The following is a 15778-nucleotide window of genomic DNA, read 5'->3' as shown; positions in this document are numbered from 1 at the left end:
CGCCCAATGAAGCTCGCGATGAAACTGCGTACTCGACTGTTTCTGAGTATCTCGGCGCTGATCACCGTTGCCTTGCTCGGGCTTTTGCTCGGGCTCATGGGCATCATGCAGATGGCCAGTACCCAGGAGTCGCTGATCCGCAACGACTTCATCACCCTCGATCTGGGACTCAAACTGCGACAGACCCTGGACAACCAGTTGATCATCATGCTCAACGAAAAACCTGACCTGGCGGCGTTGGAGGCATCCAGGCAACATTACTTCGAGCTGCTCGATCAAGGCATCCAGCACGAGCAAAGCACCGATGACCAGCACACCGGCTTCAGCCAGGCCCGAGCTGACTACCTGAATTTTCTCGAAGCATTCGGCCACTCTCGGGATCACTCGGGCAGCCTGACCGGAAACCAGGACCTGACCGAAAAATTCAATGTGCTGCGCAACGGCCTGATCACCGAACACAAGCTGACACTGGATAGCATCAATGAAACCCAGTACCAGGCTCGCGAGCGCGCACTGTTGATCTCCGGGCTGCTCGGGCTGGTGGGGTTGGCGGTATTGATCATCGGCTTCATTACCGCCCATGGCATTGCCCGTCGCTTCGGCGCCCCCATTGAGGCTTTGGCCAAGGCTGCGGACAATATAGGTCAGGGGAATTTCGAGGTGACGCTGCCCCTCTCGTCGGCGGCGGAAATGAACCTGCTGACCCGCCGTTTCGGGATCATGGCCGAAGCCCTGCGCCAGCATCAGGCCACCAACGTCGATGAGTTACTCGCCGGCCAGCAACGCTTGCAAGCAGTGCTCGACAGCATCGATGACGGCTTGCTGATGATCGACCGCCAAGGCCGCCTGGAGCATCTAAACCCAGTGGCACAACGCCAATTGGGCTGGGACGAGGAACGTCTGGGACAAGGACTGGGCACCGCCCTTGAACGCGCGGAACTCGATGAGGATCTGCAACTGGTCCTGCGTGGTGGCAGTCTGGAACGGGCGCCGGAGGATCTGAGTATCGAGGTTGATGGCGAATCGCGGCTGCTGACCTACAGCCTGACACCCGTCAGTCATACTCAGGGGCACATACTCGGCGCGGTCATGGTGTTGCACGATGTCACCGAACAGCGGGCCTTCGAGCGGGTCCGCAGTGAGTTCGTGTTACGTGCCTCTCATGAGCTGCGTACACCGGTCACCGGTATTCAAATGGCCTTTGGTTTGCTTCAGGAACGCGTGCACTTTGCTGACGACTCTCGCGAAGCCGACCTGCTAAACACCGTCAACGAAGAAATGCAGCGTTTGATGCAGCTGATCAACGACCTGCTGAACTTCTCGCGCTATCAGAACGGATTGCAAAAACTCACCCTTGCGCCCTGCACCATCGATGAACTGCTTGAACACGCTCAAGCTCGCTTTGCCGAACAAGCCCACGAGCAGGGCATCGAGTTGCTGGTGGAGGCTCAATCGCCGCTGCCCAGGCTACAAGCCGACCAGGCGCAACTGGAACGGGTGCTGGATAACCTGATTGGCAATGCGCTACGCCATACCGCGCGGGACGGCCAGATCCGTTTACACGCACGTCGACATGGTGAGCGAGTGATTATCAGCGTCGAGGACAGTGGCGAAGGCATCGCTTACGGCCAGCAGGGGCGGATTTTCGAGCCCTTCGTTCAGGTCGGTCGCAAGAAGGGCGGCGCTGGCCTTGGCCTGGCATTGTGCAAGGAAATCGTGCAATTGCATGGCGGGCGGATGGGCGTCTACTCACGCCCAGGGCAGGGCACGCAGTTCTACATGGCGCTTCCGTTGTAGGCTCGCGGCGCGCAATCAAGCTTCATCATCCAGGCGCCGCGCAGCCAACCGGCGACCACGGGTGATCAACTCAATGAACTGCACAGCACTCAGGGCATGAGCAAACAACCAACCCTGCCCGTAATTCACACCCTCACTACTCAGCAGCGAGACCTGGGCTTCATATTCGATCCCTTCGGCAATCACCTTGAGTTGCAAGGCGTGCGCCATACGAATGATATGTGGCGCCACTCCACTGCTGGCGGCATCGTGCCCCAAGGCATCGATAAAGGCTTTATCGATTTTCAAGCAGTCCACGGGCAGGGTTTGCAGATAGGCAAGGCTGCAATAACCGGTGCCGAAATCATCGATCAGCACTTGATGCCCGGCGTCGCGCAAAGCCTGCAGATTGTCCCGGGCGACGACCACGTCGATCAGACCTCGCTCGGTAACCTCAAAGGCAATCTGCCGCGCTGAGACCCGATGCAACGCCAACAACCGTGCCATAACCCGTCCGATACGCGGCACCATCACATCGCAGGCCGCCAGGTTGACCGAGATATAGAGCTGCGGATTGGCGCGTAATAGCTGGCCTAACTGCTCAAGCAAACGCTGCAGCACGAAATCGGTGATTTGACGGATTTGCCCGGTATTTTCCGCCATGGGAATAAACAGATCCGGGCTGGTCAACGTCCCGTCTGGCCGACGCCAACGCAGCAGTGCTTCGGCGCCGACACATTGACGATTGTTGAGATCGAAAATCGGTTGGTACAAAACCTGTAACTCGTTACGACGCAAAGCGCCCTGCAACTCGCCACCCAACGACTGACGCTGGCGAGCCAACTGCAAGACCAGCCAGCCGATAAAAATCGCCAATAGAAGACTTATCGGTAACAACCAGCGCCAGGCCGTCGTCATTTCCACCTGCAAACTTGTGCGCGGGGTTATGAGTACAAGCTGGTACTCCGGATTGTTGGTTGGCATTCGGTAAATCAGCTGATCTTGCGTCACCTGAAGGGCATCACGGCTCATTGGAGGCCAAGGCTCGATCGGTGGCCAGGGTTGAGCCGCGCCCAGTACCGGGATCGCCCTCGTGCCATGGTCGAGCACCACCAGTAAGCTGCTACCCGGCAGCAGGTCAACCATATCGGTCAAATGGCCACGAGAGGTCGCGACACGAAAGTTGCCCCGTCCGAGCATCAATGCCGCTCGGTTTTCATTAGGTTCTGTCGAGGTATTCAACCAGTAACTGTAGGTCGGCCCCTTGATGTCTGGAGGCCCTACGGAAGAAAGGGTGTCATGGTGTGGCCGGTTTGAGCAGGCCTGAAGGGCGTCGATATAAGCTGCTTCATAAACGAAGCGGTAACTGAAGCTGACCTGCTGCAAGGTCGCGACCATCTCGACATTACAGCCACGCACTGGCTGGGCTTCCAGCTCATCGAGGCCTTCGCGCAATTGGCCGAAGAGTTGTTCGAGACGCTCGAGAAAGCGCTCACCCTGAGCATTCATCTGCTCGCTTTCGCGTTGTTGCACCTGATGCAGCGCCACCCCCAGACTGCCCAGCAGTAACAGCGCAGCGCTGAGCACAGCCGCTATCATCGCCAAAAACCAAGGGCGATGGAACCAACTATGAAGCGTCTCGCCAGCGGCCGGCATCATTGAATATCCAAAGGATTACCAATGAGTTATAGCAACTGATTGAGAAATAACCCGGACCGTCGGGCGGCGTCATTATTTTGTCTGATTCAAGACCTGCAGAATGGCTGCACTTTCCGCGTCCGGCGTACCGTCGAAGCGTGACGGTCGGTAGTGCATCTGGAACGCCGCCAGTACATGACGGGTCGAGACATCCAGCACACCGGTTTGCGGTGTGGCGTAGCCCAGACGAGCCAGCTCTACCTGAAACCAGGTGATGCTCGGTAGCTGAACCGCAAACAACGCTTGCTGGCGCGCCACGGCTTGAGCATCCGGCCAAATCACCAACCCTTCATCGGCCAGGCGCTTCCAGGGGAGCAGTGGGCCCGGATCGAGTTTACGCAACGGCGCGATGTCGCTATGCCCAATAATATTGCGCGGATTGATGTTGTTACGCTTGCTGATGTCTTTGAGCAGAACGATCAACGCCTCAATCTGACCCTCTGTGTACGGATACCACAGGCGACCGGTCGGCGTATCGAGGTAGCCCGGGTTGACGATTTCGATGCCAATGGAGCTGGAGTTCAACCAGGTCCGGCCTTGCCATTCACTTTCTCCGGCATGCCAGGCCCGCAGGTTTTCATCGACTAACTTATAGGTAGTCGGCGGATTATTATCGCCAATCAGGTAATGGCTGCTGACTTCGCCATGGGTCAACAAGGCCAGCGAGCGCTCCATCGAAGCGTTGGTGTAATGGATCACCACGAATTGAACACGGTTATCGTAATTGACCGAAGGATGACTGGTGTCGATTCGAGGTCCGCTGGCGCAGCCAGCCAACACAAGAAGCGACAGGACGAGGGATAGAAATTTCATGGCAGAGCGTTACACTGAGGACTGTAATGCAACAGTGTAACGTACTGCCTTCCAGATGATCGGCAAAAGCCCGACATTAAACAAAATGGAACAATTGGGATCAGCCCAATTCCACCCTGTTGCGCCCGGCATCTTTGGCACGGTAAAGCGCCTGATCGGCTCTTTTGAGCACCAGTTCGCTACGCTCACCGGGTTTGAATGCCGTCATGCCCATGGAGACGGTTATCGTTACTCGCTCGCCTTTGAAGTGGAATGGACAAGCTTCAATGGCCGACCGAAGCGTTTCGGCAAGTTTTGCACCCAGCAACAGTGAGGTATTGGGAACCAACAGGACAAATTCTTCGCCGCCAAATCGGGCGATGAAATCAGAGCCGCGCAGACGTTTACGCAAGACGCCGGCAATGATTTTCAGAACTTTGTCACCGGCCAGATGACCGTAGTTATCGTTGATACGCTTGAAGTGGTCTAGATCGAGCATTGCCAACAGAAGTGGGTTGCCATTCTGCTGCCATTGAGCGACCTCGTGATCCAGTCGTTCCCCCCAAGCAGCCCGATTCGGCAGACCGGTCAGCGGATCAATCAATGCCTTCTGTCGATGCTCCTCAAGATGTTCGCGATAGCCCTGAGCCTCCTGCTCCATACTCGCCACGCGCTCGGCCAGTCCTTGCAGACGCCCGGCAACTTCTTGCTCACGCTGATCGCGTTGCTTCTGGTGCTGATCCATCGTGCCGAGCAAACCTTCAAGATGGTTCTCCAGCACATGCTTGAGGCTGTCCAGGTCCGCCGCATCCTGAACGCTGTTCTGCAAGCCGTCGACCTGCTCACGGATCTGCGTATCCATTTCACGCGCAGCTGAACGGCTGTCCGCATGACCGTCGCTGGCCGCTTGCAGATTGCTTTGAAATGACTCGAGCCGCTCGTTGAGCTGCTTGAGGTAAACCTCAAACTCATGTTGCCCACTGTCGGTGATCGCCAGCATCAAAACGGCCAGGTCGTCGAGGATCGGTAGCAGTTCGTACCAGTTCAGACCGTGTTGCAGTCGATCACGCATAGCCTCGGCTTGTGGTCGGTGGCGCTCGGGCAGGGACAAGTCGTCGAGCAGACCAAGCAGCGTACCTTCAATATGCTTGGCCACCGAGCTGTAAGACGGCTCCGGTGAATCTGGCAGGGCGTAAAGGACATCCTGCTCAGGGTGCTCTGGATCAAAAGCCGCCAACGCCTGCGCCATAGCCAGCGGCAAAGGCAGGCTGTCGAGGAGGGAAGGTGTTTCGTGCCCGGTTTCAGAGGGCACAGGGGGTGTCAGCTCGTCAGGATTGATATCAACCTGAGCCGGAAATATTTCAGGGCTGGCCGTCAGGGCCACAGTAGCTACGGAGTCTACGAGCTCCTCAACCTCTGGCAATTCCTGAATCGGCACCGGTGCACTGTCCCGATACGATTCTGGCTCCAGCACTGGCGGCACAAAGGCTTGCACCTCGGTCTGTGGTTTTTTATCAGTCAGCTCTGGATTCGAAACTGGCTCGACCACTGAAACCACGGCCGGTAACGGCGCCTCCTTCAGTTTGGCCGCCACTGTTGGTGCAACAGAGACCGGCGGAGGAGACTCGCGGTCAGGTTCGATTAGCGTCTGGGCAACGGGTGTCCGAATCTGTTCATCAGACCTTTGGTCAGGCGGCGCTATCAAGAATGCACCGGTCTCGGGTATTTCTTCGGCAACATCCCGCCCACCGAACAACCGCTGCAGCAAACCTGGACGATTTGGCTCTGCCGGGTTCTCCAGCAGGCTCAATGCCTGACCTTGTAACCCACTCAATTCACCGAGCAGCAAGGGGATTTCACGGGCCTGGCCGACACGACTATCCAGTTGTTTGGCAAAACGCTTGAGCGGCCGACTCACTTCTCGAGGCAGCGGCAAGGCCTGCAACTGAGTGACCAGAGCAGTCAGCGCAGAACCGATTTGATCAACACGAGTTTCCCGGCGCTGCTCAGAGTCGAGCACAGCTTTTTCCAGACGCGGCAACAACGCCGCCAGGCCCGCATCCATATCGTCCGTGCGAACGACCTCACGCATTTCCTTCATGCACTGGTCAACGGCCCGGTCAGTACCCTCCGCCGCCAGCGTGCTGCGGACCAACCCTCGGCGAAGCAAATCGAAACGGGCATCCCAACGACGCTCGAGTGTCTCCTGCTGCTCAATGCTCTTGAGGTACTTTTCTTTCCAGCGCAGCGCTTCGTCGCTCATTCATGGGATCCGCGAGGGGCAGGACTCAACGCGGGCAATGCATCAGCCATGAGCGAACCCGGCAAACGAATCTCTACCGCGACTGGCAGGTGATCGGAAATGGGCTGGGCCAGGACTTGAACCCGCTCCAGGGTCAGGCTGGAGCTGAGCAGAATGTGGTCCAGGCAACGTTGTGGTCGCCAACTGGGAAACGTCGCTTCCAGTTGCGGCGCCAGCAAACCGAGGTCGCGCAATGGAGAGTTTTGCAGCAAGTCGCTGGCATGGGTGTTCATGTCGCCCATCAGCACCTGGTGTTTGTACCCACCAATCAACTCGCGAATATAGGCCAGTTGACGGGTTCGAGTACGTGCGCCCAGCGCCAGATGCATCATCACCACCACCAATGCCTCCGGCCCCTCACCGAAGCGCACCAGAATCGCTCCACGGCCCTTTGGGCCCGGCAATGGATGATCCTCGATAGCCCACGGACGCAAACGGCTGAGTACGCCATTGCTGTGCTGCCCCAGGCGACCGAGATTGCGATTGAGTTGTTGATACCAGTAGGGGAAGGCGCCGAGTTGGGCCAGGTGTTCGACTTGATTGACGTAGCCCGACCGCAGGCTACCGCCATCGGCTTCCTGCAAGGCGACCAGATCGAAGTCGCCCAGCAGATTGCCGATTTTTTGTAGATTTTCGGCACGCCCGGTGTGCGGCAACAGATGCTGCCAGCCACGGGTCAGGTAATGCCGATAGCGCTCGGTACTGATGCCAACCTGAATATTGAAACTGAGCAGACGCAGACGACTGTCTGCGGGCAAGCCCGTCGATTCCAGATGATGCGCGTTGACCTGCGGGTCATGCAGGCCAACGACGCGCTCAGTACCCCAGCGGCGCATGGCAGGCGCCGCTTACTTAGCGGCGCGCTCCTTGGCGATCAACTGGTCGGCCACGCTCAAAGCGCCTTCAGGGCCGCCGGCAGTGCCGAGATCAAAGCGGTACTTACCGTTGACGACCATGGTCGGTACGCCGGAGATCTGATAGGCCAGAGCCTTTTTCTTGGCATCTTCAACCTTGCCTTTAACGGCGAAGGAGTTGTAGGTGCTCAGGAACTTATCCTTGTCGACGCCTTCGGTCGCCAGGAACTCGGCCATTTCTTCTGGAGTAGCGAGTTTCTTGCCACCGTGGATAGCTTCGAACACGGCTTTGTGAACCTTGTTCTCCACACCCATAGCTTCCAGGGTGATAAACAACTGGCCGTGAACGTTCCAGATACCGCCGAACATGGCCGGGATACGAACGAAGTTCACATCGGCAGGAAGCTTTTCAACCCAAGGATTGATGGTCGGCTCGAATGCGTAGCAATGTGGGCAGCCATACCAGAACAGCTCCACCACTTCGATCTTGCCAGGCACAGCAACCGGAACGGCGCTGCTCAATTCGACATATTGTTTACCGGCTTCAAGCGGCTCGTTGGCAGCTTGGGCGGTCATACCGAAAAGACTGGCAGTGACGAGCGCGGCGCTGAGAATCAGATTACGCATGCTTTACTCCTGGACAATTAGGTCGCCTCGTACGACCTGCACTCAGACAGGTCCAGTCGGGCTTGAGTTCGCTAGTGTAACGGCAGCGGCCACAAAAAAGGGCGGCCAAGGCCACCCTTTTTATGCTTGCATCACTGGATTAATCGAGCGTTAACGTTGCAAAAGATGTAAGTCATGCACAACGTCAATTGATCCACTTAGTGCAGGCCTTGAATGTAGCTGGACACCGCTTCGATGTCCTTGTTGCTCAATTTGGACGCGATGGTTTGCATGATTTTCGTGTCACCGTCGTTGGTGCGGTTGCCTTCACGGAAGTCCGTCAACTGCTTGGCGGCATACTGAGCGTGCTGGCCGCCCAAGTGCGGGAAGCCTGCTGCAGCGTTGCCTACGCCGTTCGGCGAGTGGCAGCCAGTGCACGAAGGCATGCCTTTTTCCAGATTACCGCCACGGAACAACTCTTCACCGCGAGCCACGAGCTTGGGATCGGCTGCGCCGACGCTGCCCTTCTGGCTGGAGAAGTAGGCGGCGAGGTCGGCCAGGTCCTGATCGCTCAGGTTGGTCAGCAGGCCGGTCATTTCCAGGACAGTGCGCTTGCCGGACTTGATGTCGTGCAACTGCTTGTTCAGGTAGCGCTCACCCTGACCCGCCAGTTTTGGAAAGTTTGGCGCCATGCTGTTGCCATCCGGGCCATGACAAGCGCCACATACTGCGGCTTTCGCCTGACCAGCAGTAGCATCGCCTGCAGCATGGGCAATACCGGAGATCCCCAGGGTCAACAGCAGACTCACGATCAATTTGTTCATCAGCTAATCCAACTACGGCTAAGGGTTAAAGAGTTATGGACCGGGATCACTCGCTCATCCAGTGGATGATTGCCTGGTAATCCTCGGCACTGCAGTCCATGCACAAACCACGCGGCGGCATCGCCTTGAAACCCTGGGTCACGTGTTGCACCAGCGTCTCCATACCTTGTGCCAATCTTGGCTTCCAGGCTTGCTGGTCACCCTTTTCAGGTGCCGTTGGCAGCTGTCCTGAATGACAGGCTCCACAAACACGGTTGTACACAGCTTCCGGATCCTGTGTAGCCTGAGCGCTGTAAAGCGGCATCAAGACACCGGCAGCTAGCAGCCATTTCGTCATAAAACGACCTTTTCAGGGTTGAGAGCGAGCTGCGTTCTAGTGCGCAATGTCGGTCAATCGCTCCCGTGAACTTCATCCTACGCTGGGACAAAGCGCACACAAAATCTGCGGCATTATATACTGGCGTTACTGAAACGGAAACGACACTGCTCGCCGCGTCCATTCTCGGCACCGCCCACATCGGAAATCCCATGCAACTCAAGAACCCCATTCTCGGCCTGTGCCAACAGTCCACCTTCATGCTCAGCGCGGCCAAAGTCGACCAATGTCCCGACGACGAAGGCTTTGAAGTGGCCTTTGCCGGGCGTTCCAACGCCGGCAAATCCAGCGCCCTGAACACCCTGACTCACGCCAGCCTGGCCCGAACCTCGAAGACTCCGGGTCGCACGCAGCTGCTTAACTTCTTCAAGCTAGACGATGATCGCCGTTTGGTCGACCTGCCAGGTTACGGCTATGCCAAGGTGCCAATCCCGCTGAAACTGCACTGGCAACGCCACCTGGAAGCCTATCTGGGCGGTCGCGAGAGTTTGAAAGGTTTGATTTTGATGATGGACATCCGTCATCCAATGACTGACTTCGACCTGCTGATGCTCGATTGGGCCGTTGCCAGCGGCATGCCGATGCACATTCTGCTGACCAAGGCCGACAAACTGACCTATGGCGCAGCGAAAAACACCCTGCTCAAAGTGCAGGCGGACATCCGCAAAGGCTGGGGCGACACCATCACCATCCAGCTGTTCTCGGCACCGAAACGCCTAGGCCTGGAAGACGCCTACACTGTACTGGCGGGCTGGATGGAACTGTCTGATAAAGGCGCGGAGGTCGCGGAATAAGGAATTCCAGGCAAAAAAAACCCCGGACTTCGCATGGGGAGGGGAAGTTCGGGGTTCAAATTCCGGACCGCTAGGGCGGGGTCCAGATATCTGCCAACACTTAACACAACATAGGAGTATCGAAGGGCTTCACCTGCCATTCAGTAAATCTGAGTGGCGGTTCACGGATTTAGTTCCGCAGACGTTCAAAAACTATTGGTAATAACCCCAGAAATTTTCTGAACTAATAGCCCTTTGATAGCTTTTTGCTGCGGCGCTATGCCGCAGCAAAATGCACCTTCAAGACGGCTTAATGAGCCTCGTCCCAGTTATTTCCGACGCCTACTTCGACCAAAAGCGGCACATCGAGTGTCGCCGCACCACTCATATGGACGCGAATTTCATCGCGCACCAGATCCACCAAGTCCTCGCGAACCTCGAGCACCAATTCGTCGTGCACCTGCAGGATAACCTTGGCGTCCAGGCCTGAGGACGTCAGCCAGTTATCCACCGCGATCATGGCTTTTTTGATGATGTCAGCTGCCGTGCCCTGCATTGGTGCGTTGATTGCCGTGCGTTCGGCGCCTTTGCGCAGAGCAGGGTTTTTCGCGTTGATTTCCGGCAAGTACAGCCGACGACCGAAGATGGTTTCGACGAAGCCTTGCTCCGCTGCTTGGGCGCGGGTGCGCTCCATGTACTCAAGCACGCCTGGGTAACGAGCAAAATAGCGGTCGATATAGGCTTGTGATTGCTTGCGGTCGACGCCAATCTGCTTGGCCAGGCCGAATGCGCTCATGCCGTAAATCAGGCCGAAGTTGATGGCTTTGGCACTGCGACGCTGATCGGTGGTGACCTCTGCAAGCTCAACACCAAACACCTCGGCAGCGGTCGCTTTGTGCACGTCCAGATTGTGGCGGAAAGCGTGCAACAAGCCTTCGTCCTTGGCCAGGTGCGCCATGATCCGCAGTTCGATCTGAGAATAGTCGGCCGCCAGCAGTTTGTAGCCTTTAGGCGCGACAAACGCCTGGCGTATCCGCCGACCTTCGGCGGTACGGATCGGAATGTTCTGCAGGTTCGGATCGCTGGAAGACAAGCGACCGGTCGCCGCCACCGCTTGATGGTAGGAGGTGTGGATCCGCCCCGTGCGCGGGTTGATCTGCTCTGGCAAGCGGTCGGTGTAAGTGCTTTTCAACTTGCTCATGGAACGGTACTGCATCAGCACCTTGGGCAGCGGGAAGTCCTGTTCGGCCAGCTCCGCCAGCACCGCTTCGGCCGTCGAGGCCTGACCTTTGGCGGTTTTGCTGAGAATTGGCAAGCCGAGTTTCTCGTACAGAATCACGCCCAATTGCTTCGGCGAACCGAGGTTGAACTCTTCGCCGGCAATGGCAAAGGCTTCGCGCTCGAGGGCGACCAGTTTTTCGCCCAGTTCAACGCTCTGAATACCCAGCAGATTGGCATCGACCAACGCGCCCTGACGCTCGATCCGCGCCAGTACCGGTACCAGCGGCATCTCGATTTCGCTCAGCACTTTGCAAAGGCTTGGGATGGCCGTGAGCTTTTCCTGCAGAGCCTGATGCAAACGCAACGTCACGTCCGCGTCTTCGGCCGCATATGGCCCAGCCTGCTCCAGCGAAATCTGGTCGAAGGTCAGTTGCTTGGCACCTTTGCCGGCGATGTCCTGGAAGCTGGTGGTGGTGTAGCCCAGGTACTTGAGCGCCAGGCTGTCCATGTCGTGGCGGGTCGCCGTCGAATCCAGTACGTAGGATTCAAGCATGGTGTCGAAGGCGATGCCCTGTACCGAAATGCCACAGCTTTGATCACCACCAATGGCGCAGTTGGCCAGGATGTTCATGTCGAACTTGGCGTGCTGGCCGACCTTGAGCGTGTTCGGGTCTTCCAGCAAAGGTTTCAAGGCTCGCAGAACGGTGTCGCGATCCAGTTGCTCAGGCACGCCCATATAAGAGTGGGTGAGCGGGATGTAGGCCGCTTCGTTCGCTTGCACGGCGAACGACAGACCCACCAGTTGCGCCTGCTGCGCGTCGACTCCGGTCGTTTCGGTGTCGAAGGCAATCAACTTGGCTTTTTTCAACTTCTCCAGCCAGACGTCGAATCGCGTCTGGTCGAGGATGGTTTCGTACTTCGCCCCAGCGTCGACGGCGACCTCTTCCACCGCTTCGACGATTTCCTGACCCGTGCGCTTGGCCTCGCGCTGCAAATCTTCAAACCAGCTTTTGAATTCGAGCAAGGTGTAGAGCTCGGCGAGCTTTTCGCGATCAGGCTCACCGAGATGCAGGTCGTCGAGCCCGATATCCAGCGGCACGTCGATCTTGATGGTCGCCAGCTTATAGGAGAGGAACGCCATCTCCTTGTGCTCTTCGAGCTTGGCCGGCAGGGTCTTGGCACCGCGAATCGGCAGGGTCGGCACGATATCGAGCTGCGCATACAACTCGACCAGGCCGCCGTTGACGCCCACCAACAAGCCAGAAGCGGTCTTCGGGCCGATGCCCGGTACGCCAGGAATGTTGTCGGACGAATCGCCCATCAGCGCCAGATAATCGATGATCTGTTCGGGAGCGACGCCAAACTTCTCTTTCACGCCAGCCACATCCATCGCGCTACCGGTCATGGTATTGACCAAGGTAATGTGCCCGTCGACCAGTTGTGCCATGTCCTTGTCGCCCGTGGAGATCACCACCGGGCGGTCGGCTGCCGCGCTGCTGCGGGCCAACGTGCCGATCACATCGTCGGCCTCTACGCCTTCGACGCACAGTAACGGGAAGCCCAGAGCAATCACGCTCGCGTGCAACGGCTCGATCTGTACCCGCATATCGTCGGGCATGCTCGGACGGTTGGCCTTGTATTCGGCGTACATGTCATCGCGAAATGTCCCACCTTTGGCGTCGAAAACCACCGCGAACGGGCTCTCAGGGTACTGCTTGCGCAGACTCTTGAGCATGTTCAGTACACCCTTGACCGCACCGGTCGGCAGGCCTTTGGACGTAGTCAGCGGTGGCAGCGCATGAAAGGCGCGGTACAGGTAAGAAGAACCGTCCACCAGGACGAGGGGGGCTTGGTTCATGAGCAGGATCAACCTTTTCGGCGGGTCTGGCGCTAGAATAGCGGGACCGTTGACGACAAAGGGACAAGGTTATCATGCGCACACTAAATCGCTTGTTGCTGGCTGGCTTCTTTGCCATGACTCCCCTGGCCGTCATGGCAGCTGATGATGCACCGACTCCAGAACCGCAAGTCACCATCCACACCGAAGGTGACAAAACCATTCAGGAATACCGTCAGAACGGCTTCCTGTATGCGATCAAAGTCACACCGAAGGGCGGCAAACCGTACTTTCTGGTGCGCGCGGACGGAACGGAAGCAAACTTCATCCGATCGGATCAGCCGGATATGCTGATTCCGTCGTGGGAAATTTTTACGTGGAAGTAGTTTCTTAACTTTAATCGGCGCTGGCTCAACCGCGGCGCCCGAACTGAGCAGTTTTTAACCATGTCTGTGTTCACCCCCCTGGCTCGGCCCGAGCTGGAAACCTTTCTCGCCCCTTACGGGCTAGGCCGCCTGCTTGACTTCCAGGGGATTGCCGCTGGTAGCGAAAACACTAATTTCTTTATCAGTCTGGAGCAGGGTGAGTTTGTTCTGACCCTGGTGGAGCGCGGGCCGGTACAGGAAATGCCGTTCTTCATCGAATTGCTCGACGTGCTGCATGACGCCGATCTGCCGGTGCCTTACGCCCTGCGCACTACCGACGGTATCGCCTTGCGCGAACTTGCCGGCAAACCCGCCCTGCTGCAACCGCGCCTGGCCGGCAAGCACATCAAAGAAGCCAATGCGCAGCACTGCGTGCAGGTCGGCGAACTGCTCGGTCATTTGCATCTGGCAACTAAAGATAACGTGCTTGAGCGCAAAACCGATCGCGGTCTGGACTGGATGCTCGCCGAAGGCGCGCAGTTGATGCCCAACCTGAACCCGGAACAAAGCAGCCTGCTGCAAGACGCGCTGGACGAGATCACTCAACAAAAGACGAAGATTCTGGCGCTGCCACGGGCCAACATCCACGCCGATCTGTTCCGCGATAACGCGATGTTTGAAGGCACACACCTGACCGGGTTGATCGACTTCTACAACGCCTGTTCAGGGCCGATGCTCTACGACGTAGCAATCGCCTTGAATGACTGGTGCTCGGATGAGGACGGGCTGATCGACGGGCCACGTGCGCGGGCCCTGCTGGGAGCGTATGCGACGTTGCGTCCGTTCACCGCGGCCGAAGCTGAACTCTGGCCGACGATGCTGCGAGTGGCCTGTGTACGGTTCTGGCTGTCACGACTGATCGCCGCGGAGTCGTTTGCCGGACAGGACGTGCTGATTCACGATCCGATGGAGTTTCAGCAACGCTTGGTGCAACGGCAGCACGTCAGTACGCCGCTGCCATTTGCGCTTTAAAAGCATCGCGGGCAAGCCTATTGTGGTCCAGTTTTTTTGGACCCATCTGTAGGAGCAGGGCTTGCCCGCGATAGGCATAAGTATCTACACATCTTTCTGTTCTAACTCCTGTAGCAGCTGCCGAGCCTGCGAGGCTGCGTTCGAGCCGGGGTCTTGCTCGACCGCAGTCCTCGCAAATCCGATGCACGCGGTTTACCCGAAAGAACGTATTGCCTGATTTTACGACCGCTTCGCGGCCGAACGCAGCCTCGCAGGCTCGGCAGCTGCTACGGGGGGTAGTCCTTCACCGTATTTCAACGTTGTGTAGATACTTATGCCGCGATAGGCTCAGCATACATTTTCGTGCTTACAACGACTCCAGACACCCTGCCAAGTCATTCCCCAGCTTTTCCAGCACCTGCTCATAACCCTGAGCAGTGGCCGGTGTATAACCGCCTAACGCATCCAGTTCCGCCAGTTTCACCGGCAACCCGGCTACCAGGGTTTCCGCCAGCCGTGGACGTAGCGGCGGCTCGCTGAATACGCAGGTCTTGCCAACTTCCTGCAAACGCTTGCGCATCGCTGCCACATGCTGAGCGCCTGGTTGCACTTCGGCAGCAACGCTGAACACCCCTGCATGCTTGAGACCGTAGGCGTCCTCGAAGTAATCGAACGCTTCGTGGAAGACAAAATAAGGCTTGCCTTCAATGCCGGCCAATCGGGCTTTCAGACGTGTGTCCAAGGCATCGAGGCGCTCATCGAACGCCTTGAGGTTGCTCTGATAGCGAGCCGTATTAGTCGGGTCGGCAGCACTCAGATCCGCAGCCATCTTCGCCGCAATCACTCGAGCATTGACCGGTGACAGCCAGAGGTGTGCATCCAGGCTGCCGGGCCGATGATCGTGATCATGCTCGTCGGCCTCTTCAGCATGGGAGTGGCTATCTTCAGCAAAACGCCGCAACTTCAGGCCCGGCAGGTTTTGAACGGCGATAGACGGCAGGCTGCGACCCTTGAGCACGCGAGGCAAAAAGCCTTCCATGTCCGGACCGATCCAGTAGAGCAAGTCCACCGACTGCACCCGCCGTACGTCGGAAGGGCGCAAGGCGTAGTTATGCGGGGACGCACCCGGCGGCAGCAGTACCTCGGGAACGCCGACGCCGTCCTGCACCGCGGCGGCGATCAGCTGCAAGGGTTTGATGCTGGTCAGTACTTTCACTTCGGCGTGAACAGGGCTGATCACGAACAAACTGGCAGCAAAAGCGACATAAATGGCAAAAAGTCGGGACACGATGACCACTCGAAGAGGCGAGAACGGGTAACATAATAACGTCTCTCTCAAATAT

Annotated in this window: 13 protein-coding genes; 4 read left to right on the top strand and 9 right to left on the bottom strand. The window is 57.6% G+C overall.

Annotated elements, in window-relative coordinates; translation table 11 throughout:
* Positions 1-6 precede the first annotated feature (6 nt).
* Positions 7-1797 (top strand): ATP-binding protein, encoded by a 1791-nt coding sequence (locus ACZYSM_RS20295; protein WP_489073895.1) that lies wholly within the window; start codon positions 7-9, stop codon positions 1795-1797.
* Between the two features lie 15 nt (positions 1798-1812).
* On the opposite strand, the gene ACZYSM_RS20290 is transcribed toward ACZYSM_RS20295, so the two are convergent.
* The 7 genes from ACZYSM_RS20290 to ACZYSM_RS20260 all read right to left on the bottom strand — a co-directional run bounded on the left by ACZYSM_RS20290 (position 1813) and on the right by ACZYSM_RS20260 (position 9189).
* A complete protein-coding gene (locus ACZYSM_RS20290) occupies positions 1813-3435 on the bottom strand; it encodes an EAL domain-containing protein (RefSeq protein WP_489073893.1) in 1623 nt (540 codons plus the stop codon).
* A 72-nt stretch (positions 3436-3507) separates the two neighbouring features.
* Positions 3508-4287: an N-acetylmuramoyl-L-alanine amidase gene (locus ACZYSM_RS20285; protein ID WP_489073891.1), complete on the bottom strand. Its 780-nt coding sequence runs from the start codon at positions 4285-4287 to the stop codon at positions 3508-3510.
* Positions 4288-4387: 100 nt separating this feature from the next.
* On the bottom strand, positions 4388-6529 hold the full coding sequence (locus ACZYSM_RS20280) for a GGDEF domain-containing protein (RefSeq protein ID WP_489073889.1): 2142 nt from the start codon (positions 6527-6529) through the stop codon (positions 4388-4390).
* Positions 6526-7404, bottom strand: coding sequence for an endonuclease/exonuclease/phosphatase family protein (locus ACZYSM_RS20275; protein WP_489073887.1), 879 nt, complete (start codon positions 7402-7404; stop codon positions 6526-6528). Before ACZYSM_RS20275 ends, ACZYSM_RS20280 begins: the two co-directional genes overlap by 4 nt.
* Positions 7405-7416: 12 nt before the next feature.
* Positions 7417-8049: a thiol:disulfide interchange protein DsbA/DsbL gene (locus ACZYSM_RS20270; RefSeq protein ID WP_489073885.1), complete on the bottom strand. Its 633-nt coding sequence runs from the start codon at positions 8047-8049 to the stop codon at positions 7417-7419.
* Between the two features lie 197 nt (positions 8050-8246).
* Positions 8247-8852 (bottom strand): c-type cytochrome, encoded by a 606-nt coding sequence (locus tag ACZYSM_RS20265; protein WP_489073883.1) that lies wholly within the window; start codon positions 8850-8852, stop codon positions 8247-8249.
* Between the two features lie 46 nt (positions 8853-8898).
* Complete coding sequence (locus ACZYSM_RS20260) at positions 8899-9189, bottom strand: c-type cytochrome (protein ID WP_489073881.1); 291 nt, start codon at positions 9187-9189, stop codon at positions 8899-8901.
* Between the two features lie 191 nt (positions 9190-9380).
* On the opposite strand from ACZYSM_RS20260, the gene yihA reads away from it, so the two are divergent.
* Complete coding sequence (yihA, locus tag ACZYSM_RS20255) at positions 9381-10022, top strand: ribosome biogenesis GTP-binding protein YihA/YsxC (RefSeq protein ID WP_489073879.1); 642 nt, start codon at positions 9381-9383, stop codon at positions 10020-10022.
* A gap of 289 nt (positions 10023-10311) precedes the next feature.
* Here yihA and polA read toward each other — a convergent pair whose 3' ends face one another.
* A complete protein-coding gene (gene polA / locus ACZYSM_RS20250; RefSeq protein WP_489073877.1) occupies positions 10312-13080 on the bottom strand; it encodes a DNA polymerase I in 2769 nt (922 codons plus the stop codon).
* Positions 13081-13154: 74 nt separating this feature from the next.
* On the opposite strand from polA, the gene ACZYSM_RS20245 reads away from it, so the two are divergent.
* The gene (locus tag ACZYSM_RS20245; protein ID WP_489073875.1) at positions 13155-13445 is read left to right on the top strand and encodes a DUF2782 domain-containing protein; all 291 of its coding nucleotides are present in this window, start codon (positions 13155-13157) and stop codon (positions 13443-13445) included.
* A 60-nt stretch (positions 13446-13505) separates the two neighbouring features.
* Entirely contained in the window at positions 13506-14456 is a 951-nt protein-coding gene (locus tag ACZYSM_RS20240) for a homoserine kinase (RefSeq protein WP_489073873.1), read from the top strand.
* A 346-nt stretch (positions 14457-14802) separates the two neighbouring features.
* Here the strand turns inward: ACZYSM_RS20240 and ACZYSM_RS20235 are convergent, their stop codons facing one another.
* Positions 14803-15732 carry a zinc ABC transporter substrate-binding protein gene (locus tag ACZYSM_RS20235; RefSeq protein WP_489073871.1) on the bottom strand — a complete coding sequence of 310 codons (930 nt, stop codon included), beginning with the start codon at positions 15730-15732 and terminating at the stop codon, positions 14803-14805.
* Positions 15733-15778: the final 46 nt, after the last annotated feature.

The sequence above is a fragment of the Pseudomonas sp. F220 genome (assembly GCF_057813935.1).
The sequence above is the reverse complement of the archived record's forward strand: the minus strand, read 5'-3'. Positions and strand labels throughout refer to the sequence as shown.